Raw genomic sequence first — 19710 nt, 5'->3', positions numbered from 1 at the left:
GTACAAGGAAATCTTCTCATCATCAAGGTAAAAAACGCTTCATGTGGAGGATCGGAAGAGGGATTGCCCAACCAGGGTAAAGTCATTTTGAACCAGGAATAAATTTGGGTAGCTCGTAACAGACCAGATTGGCTTCCGATGGGCATTTTCCTAGATTCCACTCAGACTATTGGGCTAGACTGAATGTCGTGCGGTTTTGGCGCTGGCTTCCGGCAATTTTGCTCCTCCTGCTGGTGGGGCTGCCGGCCTTTCCGCCGCTCATTAACTACGTACTTAGCGAGGGCCTCAAAGCGGTAGGTTTTGTGGGGCAGTGGCGGGCGGTGGGAGGCTATTTGCTGGGGGGCCTCGAGCTGCGGGAGGCCCGGCTCGAGGGTAACGGGCTACGGCTCGAGGCCCAGCGCCTGCGGATTGGCTACAACCTGCTGAGCTTACAGCGGCGTGAACTGCCCTTGCGGATTTTCGCCGAAGAGGGCGATGTTTTTTTGCGCTGGGACGCGATTATTCCCGAACAGCGCCAGGCCGGAGCCCCTGCGCCCATCCGCCTGCGGGTAGATGAGCTGGTGCTGAACCGCGTCAGTGTGCAGATCGAGCAGAGCCAGAAGTTTTTTTTGCCCACCCTGCGGGCAACGGTACGCGGTAGCGGCCCCTATCAGGTTTCGGTGGCGTTGCCGGACGGCCAACTGAGCGGCACGGTCTGGCGCACCGGGCGCGAGTTCGAGGCCTGGCAGATTCAGGCCAGGGGTGATTTGCGGGCGGCCCGTTACTGGTTCGATGGCTTTGAGGCGGGGGAGCTCGAGGGCACCTGGACCATTGGCCCCAGGGTCAAGAACGGCATCCTGGGCAAGAACCAGATCAAGAACGCGCGGGTGAAGATTGTGGGTTTCAGCCTCAGCGACATTTTCGGCAGCGTGGATTTTGATGGGCAGAGGGTCACGGCCAATCTGATCGGGCGGGGTCTGGAGGGCCCCCTCAAGGGCTCGGCCACGGTGGATCTGCCCAACCAGGAGTACCGCTTTCGCGTAGATGGCAACCCCACCCTGCCGGCCCTGGCGCAAAACTTTGGCCTGCGGCTGCCCATTAGCGGGGGCGGGCCGCTGGTGCTCGAGGGCCGCGGCTGGCAGAACCTGGTGCTGAGCGGGCGCTACCGCGGCGAGGGCCGCCTCCTGAACGAGCCCCTCACCTACGAAGGAACCCTGGCCTTCGATAAGAAGTTCCGCCTCGATACCGTGGTGGACGGTGCATTTTTCGACCGAACCTTTCAGGCCACGGTGGCCCTGCGCAACACCGACGAGTACACCGTGGCCCTGCGCGACTCCTTCCAGAGCAACCTGCGCCTCCGGGGCAAGGGCTCCATCACCCAGGCCGTGGGCACCCTGGTCTGGCCTAAACCTCTACTCGGAGAAGCAGCGGTGAGCTTTGCCAGCAGCGGGCCACGCTGGCAACTAGGGGTGCAGTCGGAAAACGTGGGCCTGCCTACCGCCAAGCCCTTTAGCCTGTCGGGCAGCCTGCAAGGGCAGGGGGCGGCGGTGCAGGGCCGGTTGGGTGTAGTGAACCTGAACGGCACCTGGGATAACCTGCAGATGCAGCTTTCGGGGTTGGAGCTGCTGGTGGGCCAGCTTACGGGGAGAGCCAGCCTGAAAGCGGGGCGTTTTAGCGGCGACCTCAACTACGACTCGCCTTATACCCGCTTTCCCATTGCGGTACGCCAGGAGGGGAACGCCTGGCGGCTTTCCAACCGCTATGCCGAGGGCCTTTACCGCAACGGGGTGTTTTCGCTGGGGGTGCGCGACCTGCCGCTGCAAATCCTGGAAGCCTTCAAGCTCTCGGGTGATTTGCGCTATGCCGAGGGCAGGCTCTCGGGCGGCTGGAACCTGCAGAGCGAACGGGTAGCAATTGACGGGGAGCTTTACGACCTGGCCACCCGCTACCGGGGTGAGGTACGCACCCCCTTGCGGGTGCTGTCCCTCAGCGGCACAGCTGACAGCAGCGGACTCAGGGCCCGGCTCGAGACCCTCGATATCACCGCCAATGGAACCAACGGGCTGCGGCTGCGGGGGCCGCTGGTGCTGGGGCCGCAGATTCGCCTGGAAGCCAACCTGGGCCTGCAGGGCTCGCTTTACCGGGGCCAGGTGGGTTTCGACTCGCCCTGGCTGCGCGGCAGGGTGGAGGGGCGCGGGGCCACGCTGTGGGCCAGCACCGAGGGCTATGCCGAGCTCACCGGCCCGGTCTGGCCCACCACCCTGCTCGAGGGCCGCCTGACCCTGCCGCTCTCGGGCGCGATTGAGGTTCCCCCGGTGCCCCTGCGGGCAAACCGTACCGAGGTGCGCTGGCCGGGAGGGCGGCTCGAGCTGAAGGCCGGGCTCCCTTTTGAAGGCACCCTGCCGCTTTTGGTGAACCGCGAACCCGGCAGCTTACAGGCCAAAGGGAACCTCGAGCGGGGCAGCCTGGAACTGCGAACCCCCTACGGCGTGGTGAACGGGCAGGGCGCCTGGCGCAACCTGGCGGTGCGGGGGCGTCTGAGTTATGCCGGGTACGCAGGCGAGCTGCAGGGGCAGGCCGATCTGTTCGGGCTGGGCTATCAGGGGCGCCTGCACCTGCCGCAGCTGGAGGGGGCGCTCGAGTTCCGGGGCCGCAGCACCAACCTGAGCTACTCCGGGCTCTTTCAGAATGGCCGCCTGACGCTGGCCGGGGACTATCGCCTGGTAACGGGCAGGCCCCTGGAAGGGCTGCGCCTGCGGGCCATTGCCACCGGCTACGACCTGCGCCGCTGGGGGTTGCCGGGAACCCTGAAGGGCAACTGGTCGGAGCGGGGCGGGCGTCTGAGCCTGGAAACCCCTTATGGGCAGGCCCAGATGACGGGTCGGGCCTTGCTGGGGCCGGTGAGCCTGGAAGCTCAGAGTCCTTATGGCACTGTGCGCGGTTTGGTCAGCACCGAAACCGTTACGTTGAGGGGTAGTGTACGACTGCCCTACCTGAGCGGCTTGGTCGAGGTCACGGGGCCCTGGAACAACCTGGAAGCCCAGGGCCAGGGGCGCTACAACCTGCCTTATCTGGAACCCCAGCCCTGGCGGCTCAGCGCGGACGTGCTGGAACAAACCTGGAGGCTGGAGGGGCCGCTGGAACTGGAAGGTAAGGGGCTTTCCTACGCGGGAAAGGTGAACTGGCCCTACCGGCTCCTGGAGCGCAGCGGGGTTTTGCAGGGCAGCCTGGAAGGGCGGTCGCTCGCCGTCGAAGGGAGCCTTCGCACCACCTATGCGGGCCTTCCCCTCAGCGCTACCGTGCAGGCCGAAGGCGCGAACCTTGAGCAGCTTCGTGTAACCCTTAGCCTCCCGGAGGGTCGGGTGGAACTGGCTAAAGCGCAGGTGGGGTTCGACCTCGAGACCGCTTACCTGGCCCGAATTTTCAACGCCGATGTGCAGGGGCGTTTGAGTGGAAGTCTCGATCTTTCAAGCTTGTTGAGTTCCCCCAGCACCATCCGGGTACCGGAGGGTGAGATGGCGGGGCAGTTGCAGGTCTACGGGCAGCGGGTGGTGGTGGATTACAAAGACCGCTCCCTCTCGGCTTTTTTGCCCCAGTACCAGGCCGGGGTGGTGGTGGAGCTCGAGCCTGGCAGCGACCCCTTGGTCATTGGGGTGGGCGACCTCGAGGGCTTGCTCAGCGTGGGCGAGCAGCTTCAGGGCCGGTTGTCGTACCGCGTGCAGGACGTGAACATAGAAGCCCAGATTCGCGGCCCGCGCTTGCGGCCCGAGTTCTCGCTTTTGGCCCAGACGCCCCTGGCTACCTTGGAGGCGCAGGGGAGCTATGCCCTTCAGCAGAACCGGGGGCAGGCCCAGGTTCAGCTCGAGAGCCCCTACGCGCAGGCCAGCCTGGAACTCTCCAGTACGGGTAGCAAGTACCAGGCCAGTGGGCGGTTGGCCAGCCTGCAATACCTGCGGCAAAACGGGCTGGTGCGCCTGAGCGGCGACGGCGCCCGCTGGACGCTCGCCTGGGCCGCACCCATGCGGGTGGAAGCCCAGGGTCAGGCGGCCAGTCTGGAAGAGGTGCGGCTTTCGGGGCAGGGGAGCCTCGAGGTGGCCGAGCGCCGCTTTGCCCTCTCTGGCAACCTGGCCATGAGCGGTGAAACCTTCACCGGACAGATGCAGGCCCGGGGAGAGCAGATTGCCCTGGAACTCCGGGGCGAGGGCCCTAGCCTGGTGGCGCGGGGAACCGCCTACGAAGCCTATGTGGAGGCCCGTACCAACCGCCGGGGTGACCTGAGCGGCCAGGTGGGCTACACCCGAACCCTGGCCGCCAACACCCTGAGAGCGCGGGGCACCCTAAGCGGAACCCTGTTCAAGCCAGAGCTGGTGGGCGAGGGCAGCCTGGCCGGGCGCGGGGCCGAGGTGGCCCTCAAGTTTGGCTACCGACCCGCTTCCCCTCGGGACGGCCAGGAGCCCATGCGCCCTCTGGAGCAACTCTGGGCCGAAGCCCAGGGGGCGGGGTTGTCGGCCAGCCTGGCCGGGGGCGTGCTTAAACTCCGCATGGACAGCGACCTGGAGCCTTTTGTGGGCCTGCCCATTCGCTTAGAGACTCAGGGCGAAGGGCCCTGGGAGACCCTCAAACTGCCGCTCCGGGTCAGTGGCCCCAACCTCGAGGCCAGTGGTACGGCCTTCCCGGCCAAGTTACAGGCCCAGATCGGGGGTCGCTACGAGCGACAGCGGTTCGACCTGAGCTACAACGGCCTCCTGCAACTGCGGCTGGATGGCCCCTATGCCAGCGGCACCGCCCGCTGGGTGGGCAATGCGCCGAGCGGGTTACTGCAACTGGACGTTCCGCTGCCGGGTGGGCGTCTGGTGGGGCGGGCCAGCCTGGAGGTGGGCCGGGTCGAACTCGAGGGCCGGGAGGGCTGGCAGGGCTCCTTGCGGGGGCAGTTGCGCGAGGGCTGGGCCCAGCCGACCCGCTGGCAGCTCGAGGCCAGCCTGCAAGGCCCTTTGCCCATACAGGGTGCGTCCGAGGCCACCCGGCTTTTTTTGCAAGGCCGCCTCGACCTCGACGCCTCGCCGCTGGCCCTGCGGGGCAGCGCAGAGGTACAGGTGCCGGAGTGGGGTGCGGTGCAGCTCAGCGCCCAGGGCAGTGAAATTGACCTGCGCGGCCTGGCCGAACTGGCTCCCCTTACTGGACGCCTGCGCTTGAACCCCTTGCAGGTCAACTGGTCGTATGTGGGGGCTTTGCCGCGTGGGCTGGGGAACCTCGAGGCCCGGGGCACCTATCCGGGCCAGTGGATTGCGGGCCGATACCAGATTGCCGGTCAGAGCACCAACCTCGAAGGCCAGGAGACCCGCTTGCGCCTCCGCGCCCCAGGGTTGGAGGCCACCCTGACCCCAGAGGGGCTCGAGGCCCGCTTGCAAAACTACAACCTGAGCGGCCTGCAGCTGAGTGGACGTGTCGGCGGCCCCTGGAATGGCCTGGAGGGCAACCTGGACTGGGATGCCCTGGGCCGCCGGGGTGCCATCCAGGCCGCCTGGCAGCAAAACCAGTTGCGGGCCAGCCTGAGCGGGGATCTGGCGGGTTCGGTGGGCTACGCCCAGACCTGGTCGGGGCGGCTGCGCTTCCGTGAGGGCAACCTCGAGCTTTCCGGGACTGGAATTCCAACGGTGGAGGGCGAGGTGCTGGGCCTGGCTTTGCGGTTGCGCTATCCCATGCTCCAGGTAGCCCCCAACCGCGAGAGCCTGAACAACCCAACCCCCGCCAGTACGCGCCGGGCCAGCAGCCTGCTGATCAACCTGTCGGACCGCAGCGCCTCGGGCGAGCTAGAGGTGCGGAATGTGGAGGTGCGGGGCCAGGGGCCTGAACTCGAGGCGGTCTATCCCTTTGCCGGGGGTCGCCTGGTCGCGGGTCTGGATTTGCACACCTATGTGGTGCGCCTGGCAGCCCCAGAGCTGGGCTCGGGGGAACTCCAGTTCAAGCAAGGTCAGCTCAGTGGGGAGCTCAACCTGACAGCCTTTGGACTGGAGGTGGCGGCGGAGGGGGCTGGTCAGAAAGCCAACCTGCGTATGCTGCACCCCGAGACCCCCTGGCTTCCCTGGAAAAAGGGCGCGCTAAATGGACAGATTGGCCTGGATGGGCGATGGCAACTGAGCTACCGCGATGCCGAACAAAAGCAGCAGATGGAAGCTGAAGGGCGCCTGCTCGAGGCCGTACTGAGCGCCAGAGGGCCCTGGCTTCAGGGGCAGATGCAATACACCGGCCAGGGGGACTGGCAGGGCAACCTGAACGTTGATTTGCCCCTGGAACTGCTGGCCAGCCGACTACAGCTCGAAATCGAGGGGAGGGAAACCCTCTCGGCCAAAGGCAACCTGCTCGGCGACCTGGGACGCCTGGAAGTGGAAGCCCGCCTGGCCCGCGATGGACTGCGGGCCCGCGCCGGTTTCAGCGACCTGGCCCTGGAGGAAGTCCCGTTGGTCAGCAGCCGCCTGCCCTTCCTTACCGGGCGCGCAACCGGGTCGCTGGACTACAACCAGGGGGCGCTCGAGTTCAACCTGAGGAGCCCCGGTCTGCGGGTCAGGGGCGACGACCTGGCCCTGACCACCCGCGCCCAGGGTTCCTTCAGCAACGGTCTGCTGCGGGCCGACCTCAGCTTCGAGCGCACCGGTAATCAAGGCACACTGGGCGAGAACGGGGTGCTGGGCTCCAACCGCACCACTGCCAAAATCAAGCTGGAAAACGGCATTCTGAGTGGAGAAGCCACGGCGGCTTCTTTCCCCCTGCACTGGCTGTTTTCCACCTGGGCGGGTGACCTGGCAGGGCAGGCCTACTGGACGGGCCAGACCACCTTTAGCATCAACACCCGCAACCCCTGGGCCTCCAGGGGCATCTGGGTGGGCGAGTACCTGCGTTTCCAGGGCGGCGGCGACACCCTGGTGGGCACCGCTGCTCTGCGCTTCGAGCAGGAGCGGCTCTACATAGACCAGCTGGCTCTCTCGGGCAAGGGCACCTGGAGCGGCTCGGGGTTTTACGGGCGGCGAGGTAGCAACCTTCGCTTGAGCCTGGAAAATACCTCCTTCACCCCGGTTCTGCAGGTAATCCCCAATCTCAAACCCCTGGCTCCTGAAGGCAGCGGAACTCTGCGGTTGGCCTCCACTGGACAGGTTTTCGACCTGACGCTGGAAAACTTCAATTTCAAACTGGGGCCGGTGCGAGCCGAGACCCCCCGTGCGGTGCTGCGGGTGGGCGATACTGCCAGCGCCGAGGGGCGCCTCAAACTCACTGCACCCTACCCTGCCGAGGCCGAACTCTCGGGCGAGGGAGACCTTAGCAACTTCATCGTTCGGGCCAAGGGCACGGCCGAAGTCCCACTCCTGAGCCCCAACGAGCCTTTTGTGCTCACCTTCGGCTACCCGGCCTACACCCTGGACGTCCAGCTCGAGCGCCAGAACGCCCGCCTGGCAGGCACGGTTTTCCCACAACTCATTCTGGCTTTGCAGGGGCAGGTGCCGGTGCGTTACCCGCAGTATTTCTTGCTCGAGGGCTTGCTGGATACCAACCTTATTCTGCGATACCAGCGCGGGGCCTATATTGTCCAGGGCTCAGCCGATGTGATCCGCGCTCGACTCGGTTTGCCGGAGGGGCAGCGCGAAGTCACCATCGCGGCCCCCCCAGAGCCAGGGGCCACCCGTGCAGCCAGTGTGGTGCCGGTGGAGTTCAACAACATTCGCCTCCGGGCCGAGAGGGGCATCCTGATTCAAGAGACGCTAGCCCAGGGCGAGCTTGCCGGTGAGCTGTTCCTCAACGGGGATTTCACCAATCCCTTCCTCTCGGGCGAAGTGGTACCCCTCAGGGGCAACTTCAAGCTCTGGGATCGGGACTTCACCATCCGCGACCGCTTGCCCGATGAGCGGAGCTTCGCCCGCTTCAGTCCGGCGGCGGGCATCCTGCCAGATTTGCAGATTGTGGCTGATACCCAGGTGCAAGACCGGGGCCAGGACAACCGGCGGATCCAGATATACCTGACCCTCAAAGGAGAGTTTGTTCGGCAAAACGGGCGTATCAAGGTTAGTCTCAACCCCACCTTTGTGGCCCGCTTCAACAACGAGATCGCCCGCAAAAACGATGGTCAGCCCTATACCGATGCCGAGATCTACGCCCTGTTGCTGCTGGGCCGTTCCGACCTCTCGGCGCTGCCTGCCGACATTGCCCAGACCGGCCTCCAGGCGGCAGTGCAGAACTTTATCGTGGGGCAGCTCGAGCGCGAACTGGCCAAGGCCCTGGGGCTCGATCAGGTTCGGGTAGAAATTCCGGCCTTGAACGGCGGTACTATTGAGGAAACCCGCTTTACCATCGGGCGCTACCTATTGCCCGAGCTGTTCTTTGCTTATACCGTAGACCTGCGGGGCTACCAGACCATCTTTGCCGAGTACCAGCAGGGCGATTACCGGTTCCGCTTCAGCAGCGAAATTTTCCCGCAACCAAGGCCCGAACTAACCTTTGGCTACACCATTCGCCCCATCGGGGCCGACCTTACCCTGGACATCGCCACCGGCGTCGGCGATGGCACCCGCAACGATGGGGTCAAGTTTGGCATCGGTTTCACCTTCCGCTTTTAAGTACCTCCCGCCTGTGTTTTGGCTAATGGGATGATCGAAAATCACTCGGGTATTGCGCCCGGAGCATGATTTTCTGGCGCAGTCTGAATTCATCTCTAAACCTCATACAGGCGCAACTTAGCACAGCGTTGCAATGGTGACCGTTCAACCCGAGGCAAAAGCAGACGGGAAGGTTTGCCAATCGGTTTCTCAAAGGAGCCGTCGTCTTTGCGAGGAGGCCAATGGCCGACGAAGCAATCCAGAGGAGGCTTGCCAAACTACCGGCTGGGCAGGGCGAACTCGATTGCTTCGCATCCTGTGGATGCTCGCAACACCAGAAAGACCTCCAGGATTCCAGTGCGAATGGATAGCCATCTAAACAACCATAAAGCTTAGTTGGCGTCAATATCCACAGAAGCGCGACGGATCGAATGGCCATAACCTCACCGCGTCTCTTGGCTTGCGACTTGTGACCTGCGACAGTGTATCCTGACCTCCTGCAATCCTGTCCTACTGGGCCTTGGGCTTCGGCCCATACTTTTCCAGGATGGTCTCACGGCTGATATAGACCACCTGGGCGGGGTCGGTGAATAGGTGACGCGCAATCTCGCCCCGGTAGAGCCAGGCGAACCAGGCCGTCGTAATTTTGGACTGCAGTTCCATAGCTTTGGGCACCGGATGGGTCTTGAAGCCCAGGGCCAGCGCCCCTTGCCCCAGATAGCTGTAGCCGAACAAAAACCGTACCTCGGGGTGCTCCTCGAGAAATTTCACGGTCTCCTTGAAAGTTTCGCGGAAGGCCCGCAAGACCTGCATGGTGGACATATCGGCCATCCGGGCCGACTCAAAGTGGATGTGGGCGCAGGGGGTGCCCCTGGGGTACTCGGGTAGGTCGGGGCCTGGGTAGGGCTGGATTTCCAGGCGCAGGATGTGGTTATAACGATACCCCACCTTGATATTGCCCACCTTTTGGTCGTAGCGTTCCTCGTGGCCCTGGTTAATCCGGATGAGCCCCTGGCGTGGGCCCAGGGGTTTTGCTGCCAGCTCATCCAGGGTGACCGCCTCATAGCCGTTTTCCACCAGTTTGGGCAGCAGCAGCTCCAGCACCCGCAGGGTGCGGACGGGGCCATCGTGCAAGAGCACCACCGAACCCCCCTTCAGGTAAAACAGCATTCGTTCCACCAGTTGTTCAGCCGGTTTGTCCAGCCAGTCCTGCGACTCGAGATCCCACAGCGCGACCTGCTTGCCCTGTAGCCTGGCGAAGAGACGCGTAAAGGGTGAATGGATGCCCCAGGGGGGGCGGTAGAGCTTGCCGGGGCTTTTTTGGATGTGCAACCACTCCGTCCAGGGGGCCATCAGCACGGCGGGGCGGTGCCAGTAGCCGTGGGCCTCGATCTGGTGGCCTGCCGATGCAATCCTGGCTACCAGGTCAGGGTGCTGTTCGGCCCGTTGCCCGGTCAGAAAAAAAGTGGCCTTGCAGCGATAATGCTCGAGCAGCCCCAAAATGGCCTCGGTCTGTTCCGAGGGACCATCGTCGAAGGTCAGGGCTACCCTGGGCTCGGCCCGGCTGCCCCAGGCCAGCGCTCCCAGGCCCATCCACCTTCCCAGTACATCCGCCAGCACATAAACCAGCAGGGCAGCTACCAGCAGCGTGCCAACTAAGGTTGCGGCGTCCACCAGGGCCTCCACAAAGCGAAAATGTAGAAAATACTAAGCAAGAGCATAATTGTCCCACCGGCAAAGAAAGGTGCGTTGTTGGCGATTGCTGCGGCCAGCACCCCACCCACGGCGGGGCCTATGGCGTGACCTAACCCCTCTACGGTCATCAGCGTACCCCAGGCGGCTGCCCGGTTGTTTTCTGGCAATAGCCGCACCACCAGTGCGTTCCAGGCCGGGCCAAAGCAACCAAACCCAACCCCGCCCACCACCGCCAGCAGCAACAAGACCGGAAGCCCTGGCTTCAAGCCCAGGCCAATCATGGCCAGCCCGATGAGCAGTAGCCCCACAATCAGCAGTTCGCGGGGGCTTTTACGGTCGGCGTAGCGGCCTGTCCAGATGAGCAAAACGGTGGAGATGACTCCCCCCAGCACAATCAGCACCGTGATCCAGAACATGCTCAGGCCCAGGCCCTGGGCATATTTGAGGATGTAAAAGCTGAACAAGGCAGGAGCAAACGTTTGCCCGAACGCAGCGGGGATGAACAACAAGAGCCGCCGCCACGGATACAGTTCCTGACGGGGTGGGCGCACGCGCTCGGGGCGGAAGATGAGCGAAAGGCCCACTACAATGACCACTATCTGCACCCACTCGAGCACACTCAAGGCTAAAGCAGGGTTAAGCTTGGTCAAAAAACCAATCCCAAGCACCCCAATGCCCGTCCAGGGGGCGGTGAGTACGTTGGTCAGGGTGACTGCCCGGCCCTCCCGGCCCTGTACCGCAACCCGGCTGCTCAGGGTCAGCAAACCGGGAAAAATCGCAGAGAGCGATACCCCCCAGACCAGGCTCAGGGCGAACAGCAGCAGAGGAGACTGTGCGTGCGGGGCAATGAGCAAAGCTAGCAGCCCTACCGTCCCTGCCGCCACGGTGACAATGCCCATGCCCAGCTTTTGTGAAAGGTAGCCCCCCAGGCTCTTGCTAAAGCTATCGGATAGGAGGTGAATGCTCCAGGCTGTACCGATCACGGCCAAGGTGAAACCCAGGCTGGCCCCATGAATTGCCAGGTAGCCTGCGTAAAATCCGTTGCGTACCCCTTCTAACAGGCCCCAGGCCAGTATCAGGCGTCCTACCGATGACAGTCCTTTGAGGCGCCAGGGGGATAGACGTTGTAACTTGAGACGCACGGCTTAGAGTATACCTGTGCGAATCTCGGTGGTAGTTCCAGCCCGAAATGAAGAACAACTGATTGTGGGGTGCTTGGAGGCGCTCAAGGGCCAGACCTTGCCGCCCGATGAGATTATCGTGGTAGACAATGGCTCTACCGACCAGACGGGTGAGCTGGCAGCGCGTATGGGGGTCAAACTGGTCAACTGCCCTACCCCAGGGGTCGCGCTGGCGCGCCAGGCCGGCCTCGAGGCCGCCACCGGCGACTGGGTGGCCACAACCGATGCCGACAGCCGGCCGGTTGCGGGCTGGCTCGAGGCCCTGCGACCCCACATGGAGCAGAGCGTGGCCCTCTATGGCCCCTTGCGCATGTTTGGGCTTCCTGCCTGGCAAGAAGAACTCACCGAACTGGGCTACGGGGTCTTCCTCAAGCTCATGCAGCTTATAGGTAAGCCCAACCTGGCCGCCGCCAACATGGCCTTTCACCGCCAGACCGCGCTGGAAGTGGGTGGCTACCCGCTGGTGGAGGCAAGGGAGGATGTGCTGTTGGGCTGGAGTTTGAAGGCTAAAGGCCCGGTACGCTACGTCCGGGACGCCCTTGTGCTCACCTCAGCCCGGCGGGTTCGGGGTGGTTGGTTCAATTTTTTGCTCCAGCAGGCCAGGAACCTTAGCGGGAATTCGTCAGGCTACTTTGCGGCAGGCGAGGGAAGGGAATCTTGAGCCGACGCGGCTCAAACTCCACCAGCCGGGTGGCCTCGTCGTAGATGGCCACAATCTGTTCGGCCACCCGCCGGGCCGTGCGTCGGTCGGCAAATTTGCGGGCTCCTTCGCTAAAGCGCTGCCGCAGGTTCTCGTCGCGTAGCAGTTCCAGGGCTCGCTCGGCCATGGTGCGGTAGTCGCCGGGCGGTACCAGGTAGCCGCTGCTGCCCTCCTCGACGCCCTGTAAAGTGCCTTCGGCCCCCACCACCACCACCGGCACGCCCACCGCCTGGGCCTCCCAGATCACGAGCCCCTGGGTCTCGGTCTCGCTGGCGAACAAAAATAGCTCGGCCATGCGGTAGTAGCCACCGATTTTTTCGTAGGGCACCGGCCCCACGAAGGTAATGTGCTCCCCGACGCCCAGTTGGTAGGCCAGTTGGCGTAGCTCTTCCTGATCCGGCCCCATCCCCACCAGGGCCAGGTGAGCGTCCGATTCTTTGCGAATCTCGGCCAGGGCCCGGATTACCACATCCACGCTTTTTTCCTTGCCCAGCCGCCCCACGTGCAGCAGGCGGCGTTTGCCGGCGGGCCAGGGCGAAACCGGGTCGGGGGCGGTTTGCAGGATATCGGTGTCTATGCCGGTGGGAATCACCTTGATCTCGCGCTCGATTTCGTAGCTCTCGGCCAGTTTCTTGACCGGGTCGGTGGGGGCAATGACCACATCGGCGCGGTTGTAGAAGGCCTGGCAGACCTTTTGCATGATGCCCACGTATTTGTCCAGCGTGGCCACGCCGGGGATGTAGTGGGCGTATTTTTCCAGGTGGGTGTGGAAGGTAGAGACGTGGGGCAGGCGGTTGCGGTAGGCCAGCCGGGCCCCCCAGATGCCAATAAAAAGGGGAGTGTGGGTGTGGAAGATCTCGAACTCGGTGGGCAGCAGGCGGCTGCTGGGCATGGCCAGGCGCTGGTTTTCAAAGAAAGGATAGGGCACGCTGGGAACCCGCACCACCCACTCCTCCCTGGGGTCGGCGTCGGGCATCTCGGGGGCCAGCACCCAGGCCTCGTGGCCCATGCGGCGCAGCTCACGCTTGAGCAGGTAAACGCTGGTGGCGACCCCGTTTGGCCCTGGCAGGTAGGTGTCGGTGAACAGGCCGATGCGGTATAGGCGCACGGGTATATGTTAGCACAGCCCGCAATTGGCGCCCTCGAGCGCCTTCATGGGGACAGACCTGCCTGAAGAAGGCTCAGGGGTATTTGGGCGGGGGCGTGCGAAACCCCTCGAGCCAGCCCTTCCAAATGACCCTGGCGCCCGCTGTCCCCCGTTCGCGCAACCGGGCCAGAAAAACCCCCAGGCTGTTGAGCGTCCAGAAGGTTTTTCCCAGGGGGCCGAAGGCATCGGAGCGCACCAGCCAGGCCCGGTTGCGGGCCTCGAGATAAAACTGCTCGTCCGAAGCAGTAACCGCCGAGCTAAAGGGGTTGCGGGTTTTGTGTACGACCACGCTATCCTGAACCAGGAAACCCAGGCCGCGGCGCAAAAGCCTGCCCGAGTACTCCAGGTCGTCGTTCCAGAGAAAGTAGTCCCTGGTGGGCAGGGGGTGCTGCAAGGCAGCCGAGCGGCTGACCAGCATGGAGGCATAGGTGCCAAAACGAACCGGCACCAGCCTGTGTTCCCTGGACTTCACCAGCAGGGCGGGGCGACGAAGGTCGGGCCAGGGAATGCCCATGGGGTGAACCCGCCCGTCGGTCCAGAGCAGTCGGCTTAGCAGCAGGTTGGGCTCGAGGCCCATCCCCCGCACCCGACGAAGCCCCTCGAGCAGGTGGAAAAGGCTGTCCGGCTCAGGGTGCGCGTCGTCGTCCAGCAGCCAGATCCAGTCGTGCTCCAGGTGCCGGGCCAGGGCCAGACCATGATGAAAACCGCCCGCAGCGCCGGTGTTTTCGGGCAGGCGCAGGTAGCGAAGCTGGGGGAACCGCTGCTGCACCAGGGCCTCGGTGCCATCGGTCGAGGCATTGTCCAGCACCAGCACCTCGGCGGGCCGGTGGGTTTGTTGCAGAAGGCGCTGCAAACACTCCTCGAGGAGCGCCTTGCGGTTATGGGTGACCACCAGGGCCAGCACACTATCCGGCATGGGCACCCCGCAAAGCCAGTGCCTGGCGAATCTCCCGGGCAATTTGGGGCAGGGCCCCCCTGGGCCCGTTGCGCTCGAGGCCCTCCCTTCGCGCGGCCTCCCGTGCGGTTTCATCTGTCAGAAAAACCCGCACAGCTTCGGCCACGGCCTGGGGGGAAGGCTCCACCAGCCGCAGGGCCTGGCCCAGCAGGCGGCTCTGGCGCAGGGCGTTGGGGTAGATGTACTGAGGGCCGGGGGTGGGGAAGGCCACCACCGGAATGCCCATCCCGGCGGCCTGCTCGTTGGCGGTTCCGGCAGTGCCGATGGCGACCTGCCCCACCTGCAAAATGGCCGAGAAGGCACCCCGCAACAGCCAGACCCGGTGCTGTGCGGATATGGCAATGGCGGTGTGGTCGTCCTGCACCTCGAGGCGCCAGCCCTCCGGCAGCGGAACCTGCTGGAAGTCGGCTGCCCAGGCTACCAGGCCCTGCAGTTCGGGGAGTAGCGCTGCACTCTTTAGCATCAGGGGCAGGCTAAAGCGCACATCGCCGCGGGTGCCGGGTAGCAAGACCAGTACCGGCCTGCCATCCAGCACCCCGCTCAGGTCGCGTTCGGGAGGCGAGAGGGTGTCCATAGCCATGCTGCCCACAAAACGGGCCTTATGCATACCCAGGCGGTGTGCGCGTTGCTCGCTCAGCGGGTCGCGCACGTATACGGCCTGGACGAAGCGGTGCATCCAGCGCTCGTAGAACATGTAGTCTTCGGCGGCGAACTGGTTGGGCTGTTTGAGTCGCTCCCAGACGCTGCGTCCTGCCCAGTAGTAGTGGGAGATTTGCGGCTGAAGGTGAAACAGCGGTAGCCGCCCCCAGTCCGAGGCCAGCACCCCGATGGCCAGGGCGTAGGCATCGCCAACCACCGCGACGGCCCGCACGGCCCGCCGGGCTTGCTGGGCAGCCCGGATCTGCCGGACGATTTCCAGATGAAAACCGGCCTTCAGGTCGGCTATCAGGTTCTCCAGGCTGTTGAAGGGGAAGCCCCCCGAGGGCATCTGGGTGCGGGGGCCCAGAATGCGCTCGACCCGCCCCTCGTAGCGCTTGCCGGCCCCTACCAGGGGCAGCGCCGCCAGCGAAAGGCCCTCCAGGTGCGTGCAGAGGGTGGCGCCGATCAGGTCTTCGGCGTTGCCGTTCGAGATGATGAGCACGTCGGTCATGCCGGTTCAACTTTGGCTGATTGGGCCACTACTGCCGATTCTGGCATGTTTTGCACGGCCTCTTGCAACTGCTCGCCGCCAGGCACGAGCCCACTGCGTGAGGGTGGGGTGTCAGGAGACTGCGCTGGCCTCGTCTTGTGCTCGAGGGTCACCTGCAAAGCCAGCCGGATGGCCTGGGCCTGGGTCTGGAGCGGCACAAAGGCCTGGGGTTTGTGCAGGGCCAGGGTTTCGTCGGGGGGCAGGTGGATGAAACCAGCCGGCACCTCCGGCGGCAGCGTGGCGAGGGCCAGGTACATCACCTGGTTGCACAGGTAGAGCCCGGCGCTGTTGCTGACCACACCGGGAATGCCCGCCTCGGCCCAGCGGGCCTGGATGGCCCGGAGGGGGAGCCGGGTGTGCAGGGCCAGAGGGCTTCCCGGCAGAATGGGGGTGTCTTGCGGGCGGTGCCCGCTGTTGTCGGCGATTTCAAAGTCGAGCAGGTTGACCGCCAGGCGCTCAATTGACAGGAGCGTCCGGCCCGCTGCCAGCCCCAGGTGCAGCGCGACTGCAGGCCGGTGGCGGTGGTAGAGCCCCTGCAGGGCCTCGGGGGCCCGGTGGGTGTCTACCGGAAGGGTGGCCCGCACCAACTGGGCTTCGCCCAGGCGCTCGGGTAGATGCTCGAGCAAAGCGCTGCTGGGGTTGTGCGGTAACCCGGCAAAAGGCTCAAAACCGGTGACCAGAATCTTCACGGTGCTAGTGTAACAAGTCCTCCTTTGGTGGTTACAGCCTGGCGGTAGACTACAGTGCTCCCCCAGGGCTTGTCCTGGTGGAGTGTAAGGCCATGTGGAAGTAAAGCCAGTATGCATACAACTGCCCCATCTATCCTGAACCACTACCTGCCCGGCCTGCCCCAGGTGGCCCGGGCCCTGCTATTTGCCCAGGGCGAGGGCCCCCGGGTGTTGCTCTGCCCCCCCGAGCGCCTGAGCCTGTATGCCGACCTGGGGGCGCTGGGGGTCTCGGTTTACGTGAACCCTGGCCTCGAGGCCATCGGCGAGGCCCAGGTGGTGGTGATGAGCTACCCCGAAGCCCTGGCGGCTTTTCCGGCCCAGCCCGAAGACTGGCGTCTGGTGCTCGAGGTAGGGCGCCAGTACCTGCGGGAAGACCTGCTGGAGCGCCTCTATCGCATGGGCTACCTGCGCGAGGAGGACTACCGCGTGCAGGGGGATGTGCTCGAGCTGGAGGAAGTCCGGCTGGAGTTCTTCGGCGATGAACTGGATGCCCTCAAGGTAGCCGGCGAACCCCGTCAGCGCTACGTCCTGACGGCCCGTGAAGGCAAGGCCGAGACCTGGGACTCCCACAAAATCCTGCACTTCCCCGGCACGGTCTACCTCGATACCCCGGCCCTGGCACCCGAGGCGCTGTGGCCCCTGATTGCAGGCCGTAGCCGGGTCGCCTTCGGCCTGGGCGGGCCCGAGCTGCCCTCCCTGCCCCTGCCCTACAAGCCCCTCCCTCCCTACCGGGCCCGTATCTCGCAGTTTGTGGAAGATGTCCATGCCTGGATGGGGGCGGGTTTTTCGGTGGTGTTCTTCTACCGGCACCCCAAGAGCCGCAGTTATCTTTTGCAAAAACTACAGGGGTCAGGGGTCAGGGGAGAGGGGTCAGGGGAGAGGGGTCAGGGCTCTGGTGCCGATACCCCAGCCCTCAACGCACTTCGCTCTACCCCCACCCTGTCACCCAAACCCGGAACCCTGAACCTGGTGCCTGCGCCCTTCGAAGGGGCCTTCCTGGACCCCGAAACGCGCACGGTGTATCTGAGCGAGGCCCACCTGTACGCCTTTGGGGGGGCCGAGGTACTGCGCAACCGGCGGGTGGTGGGGGGCGAGGTGGCCGACCCTGGGGCGCTCTCGGTGGGCGACTACCTGATCCACCCCGAGCACGGCATCGGGCAGTACCTGGGCCTCGAGACCCGCGAGGTACTGGGGGCCAAACGCGACTACCTGGTCTTGCAGTACGCAGGCGAGGGGAAGATGTACCTCCCGGTAGAGCAGCTACCCCTGCTCAAGCGCCACCCCGGCACCACCGACGATCCCCCGGCCCTCTCCTCGCTCGGCAAGGGGGAGTGGAAGCGCACCCGGGAAAAAGCCCAGCGCGACGCCGAGGAGCTGGCCCAGCGGATGTTGGTGCTGCACGCCAAGCGCGAGGCCACGCCGGGCCGGGCTTTTGGCCCTCTGCCCGAGTGGGATGTGCTGGTGGAGCAGAACTTTCCCTTCGAGCTGACCCCCGACCAGCACAAGGCCCTGGAAGAAACCCTGCGCGACCTCGAGGCCCCCCGCCCCATGGAGCGCCTGATCTCGGGGGATGTGGGCTTCGGCAAGACCGAGGTGGCCCTGCGGGCCGCCCACCGGGTGGTGGGGCACGGGGCCCAGGTGGCGGTGCTGGTGCCCACCACGCTCCTGGCCGAGCAGCACACCCAGACCTTCCAGAAACGCCTGGAGGGCCTGCCGGTGCGGGTGGCGGGTCTCTCGCGCTTCACCTCCGAGAAAGAGGCCAGCGCCATTCTGCGCGACCTGGCGGCGGGCCGGGTGGACATCGTGATTGGCACCCACCGCCTTTTGTCCCCCGATGTGCGCTTCAAAGATCTGGGCCTTCTGGTGGTGGACGAGGAGCACCGCTTTGGGGTGGCCCAGAAGGAGCGCATCCGCGAACTCAAGGAGGCCGTGGACACCCTGTTTTTGTCGGCCACGCCGATCCCCCGCACCCTCTACAGCGCCCTGGTGGGCCTGCGCGACCTCAGCAGCATCCAGACTGCCCCGCCGGGCCGCAAGCCCATCCAGACCATCCTGGCCCCCTACGACCCCGCACTGGTGCGGCAGGGGATTATGGACGAGCTCGAGCGCGGCGGCAAAGCCTTTTACGTGCACGACCGGGTGGCTACCATCCTGGCGCGGCGCAAGTACCTGGAAGCCCTGGTGCCCGAGGCCCGGATTGGCGTGGTCCACGGCCAGATGAACGAAACCGCGGTGGAGGAGACCATGCTGGCCTTTGCCGAGGGGGCTTTTGACGTGCTCCTGGCCACTACCATCATCGAAAGCGGGCTGGATATCCCCGAGGCCAACACCATCCTGGTGGAGCGGGCCGACAAGCTGGGCCTGGCGGCCCTCTACCAGCTCCGTGGGCGGGTAGGGCGCAGAAAAGAGGAAGCCTACGCCTACCTGTTTCACCCCCTGCGCCTGACCGAAGGGGCCGAGCGCCGCCTGGCGGCCATCGCCGACCTCTCCGACCTGGGCTCGGGGCACCTCCTGGCCGAGAAGGACATGGAAATTCGCGGGGTGGGCAACCTGTTGGGGCCCGAACAGCACGGCCACATCCGCGCGGTGAGCCTGGAAATCTACACCGAGCTTCTATCCGAGGCCATCCGCAAGCTCAAGGGGGAGCAGGTGGAGCTCGAGCGCCACGTCACCCTGGACCTTCAGCTTTCGGCCCGCCTCACCCCCGAGTACATCCCCAGCCCCGCCGCCCGCAGCCGCTTCTATGGCCGCCTGGCCGAGACCCGCAACCTGGCCCAGCTTTCCCGCCTTGCCAGGGAAATCAAGGAACGCTACGGCCCCGCACCCGAGGAGGTGGAAAACTTCCTGGCCCTCACCAAACTCCGACTGGTAGCGGAGTCCAAGGGGGTGGTCTCCATCACCGAGGACATGCTCCACCTCCAGATTGCCTTTGAGACCGCCCGCCTCGACTACGACGCCAAAGCCCTGCGAGCCTTACCCTTCCGAGTCGAGCCCACCCAGTACCCGCCGGGGTTTCGTATTCCCAAAAAAGGCCTGGCCGTGCAGGAGTACGTTCAAGCCATCAGTGAGGTGCTGTATCTGGTGGGTTGAGCGGGTGCTTATGTTACCCTGAGTTCGTGGAAACCCAGGTGCTGGATAGCGTTCGAGGGGTTTTTTCTCGATACCCTCAGGTGCAGGTAGCCTTTTTGTTCGGCTCCCGCGCCTTTGGAAAATCGCGCCCTGGGAGCGACTGGGATATCGGGGTGTATCTGGAGCCCCAAAAGCCCGACCCCACGCTGGACATCCTGACCGACCTGGTGAAAGCCGGCTTCGAGCGCGCAGACCTGGTTGTTTTGAACCAGGCCCCGCCGGTGCTGGCCTTTGAGGTGGTGCGGGCTAACGGGGTCGTCTTTCAGCGGGAGGGGTTCTGCGTGGGGAGCTACGTTTCGCGGGTGGTGCGGGAGTACTGGGATTTAGAACCCCTCTTGCGCGTACAGCGGGAGGCCATGAAAAGGCGGTGGCTCGGTGACCCGGCCTGAGGTGCTGCGGCGGCGGCTGGCGCACCTGATGGCCGT

General features: G+C 64.8%; 10 protein-coding genes. 4 read left to right on the top strand and 6 right to left on the bottom strand.

Annotated features, from left to right (window positions below):
* Window positions 1-188 precede the first annotated feature (188 nt).
* Window positions 189-8582, top strand: a complete 8394-nt coding sequence (locus tag J3L12_RS05035) for a translocation/assembly module TamB domain-containing protein (protein WP_208013945.1) — start codon at window positions 189-191, stop codon at window positions 8580-8582.
* A gap of 489 nt (window positions 8583-9071) precedes the next feature.
* Here the strand turns inward: J3L12_RS05035 and J3L12_RS05030 are convergent, their stop codons facing one another.
* The gene (locus J3L12_RS05030) at window positions 9072-10235 is read right to left on the bottom strand and encodes a polysaccharide deacetylase family protein (RefSeq protein ID WP_347708843.1); all 1164 of its coding nucleotides are present in this window, start codon (window positions 10233-10235) and stop codon (window positions 9072-9074) included.
* A complete protein-coding gene (locus J3L12_RS05025) occupies window positions 10217-11398 on the bottom strand; it encodes an MFS transporter (protein WP_208013944.1) in 1182 nt (393 codons plus the stop codon). The genes J3L12_RS05030 and J3L12_RS05025 overlap by 19 nt, the downstream gene beginning before the upstream one ends.
* Window positions 11399-11414: 16 nt before the next feature.
* Here J3L12_RS05025 and J3L12_RS05020 point away from each other — a divergent pair, with 16 nt between their 5' ends.
* On the top strand, window positions 11415-12098 hold the full coding sequence (locus tag J3L12_RS05020; RefSeq protein WP_208013943.1) for a glycosyltransferase: 684 nt from the start codon (window positions 11415-11417) through the stop codon (window positions 12096-12098).
* Here the strand turns inward: J3L12_RS05020 and J3L12_RS05015 are convergent.
* From J3L12_RS05015 to J3L12_RS05000, 4 genes are all read right to left on the bottom strand, one after another.
* Complete coding sequence (locus tag J3L12_RS05015; protein WP_208013942.1) at window positions 12046-13245, bottom strand: glycosyltransferase family 4 protein; 1200 nt, start codon at window positions 13243-13245, stop codon at window positions 12046-12048. The genes J3L12_RS05020 and J3L12_RS05015 overlap by 53 nt on opposite strands.
* A gap of 73 nt (window positions 13246-13318) precedes the next feature.
* The gene (locus J3L12_RS05010; protein ID WP_208013941.1) at window positions 13319-14200 is read right to left on the bottom strand and encodes a glycosyltransferase; all 882 of its coding nucleotides are present in this window, start codon (window positions 14198-14200) and stop codon (window positions 13319-13321) included.
* Window positions 14190-15389: a lipid-A-disaccharide synthase-related protein gene (locus J3L12_RS05005; protein WP_208013940.1), complete on the bottom strand. Its 1200-nt coding sequence runs from the start codon at window positions 15387-15389 to the stop codon at window positions 14190-14192. Before J3L12_RS05005 ends, J3L12_RS05010 begins: the two co-directional genes overlap by 11 nt.
* Window positions 15386-16117, bottom strand: coding sequence for a pyroglutamyl-peptidase I (locus J3L12_RS05000; RefSeq protein WP_347708842.1), 732 nt, complete (start codon window positions 16115-16117; stop codon window positions 15386-15388). The genes J3L12_RS05005 and J3L12_RS05000 overlap by 4 nt, the downstream gene beginning before the upstream one ends.
* A gap of 111 nt (window positions 16118-16228) precedes the next feature.
* Between J3L12_RS05000 and mfd the strand changes: the two genes are divergently transcribed.
* Together mfd and J3L12_RS04990 are read left to right on the top strand one after the other, a co-directional pair.
* Complete coding sequence (mfd, locus tag J3L12_RS04995) at window positions 16229-19246, top strand: transcription-repair coupling factor (protein ID WP_208013938.1); 3018 nt, start codon at window positions 16229-16231, stop codon at window positions 19244-19246.
* A gap of 26 nt (window positions 19247-19272) precedes the next feature.
* Window positions 19273-19674, top strand: a complete 402-nt coding sequence (locus J3L12_RS04990; protein ID WP_208013937.1) for a nucleotidyltransferase domain-containing protein — start codon at window positions 19273-19275, stop codon at window positions 19672-19674.
* The last annotated feature ends 36 nt before the right edge of the window (window positions 19675-19710 follow it).

It is taken from the genome of Meiothermus sp. CFH 77666 (genome assembly GCF_017497985.1).
In the GTDB taxonomy this organism is placed as follows: domain Bacteria; phylum Deinococcota; class Deinococci; order Deinococcales; family Thermaceae; genus Meiothermus.
Note: the sequence above shows the minus strand (reverse complement) of the source record. Positions and strands in the feature narration are given on the sequence as shown.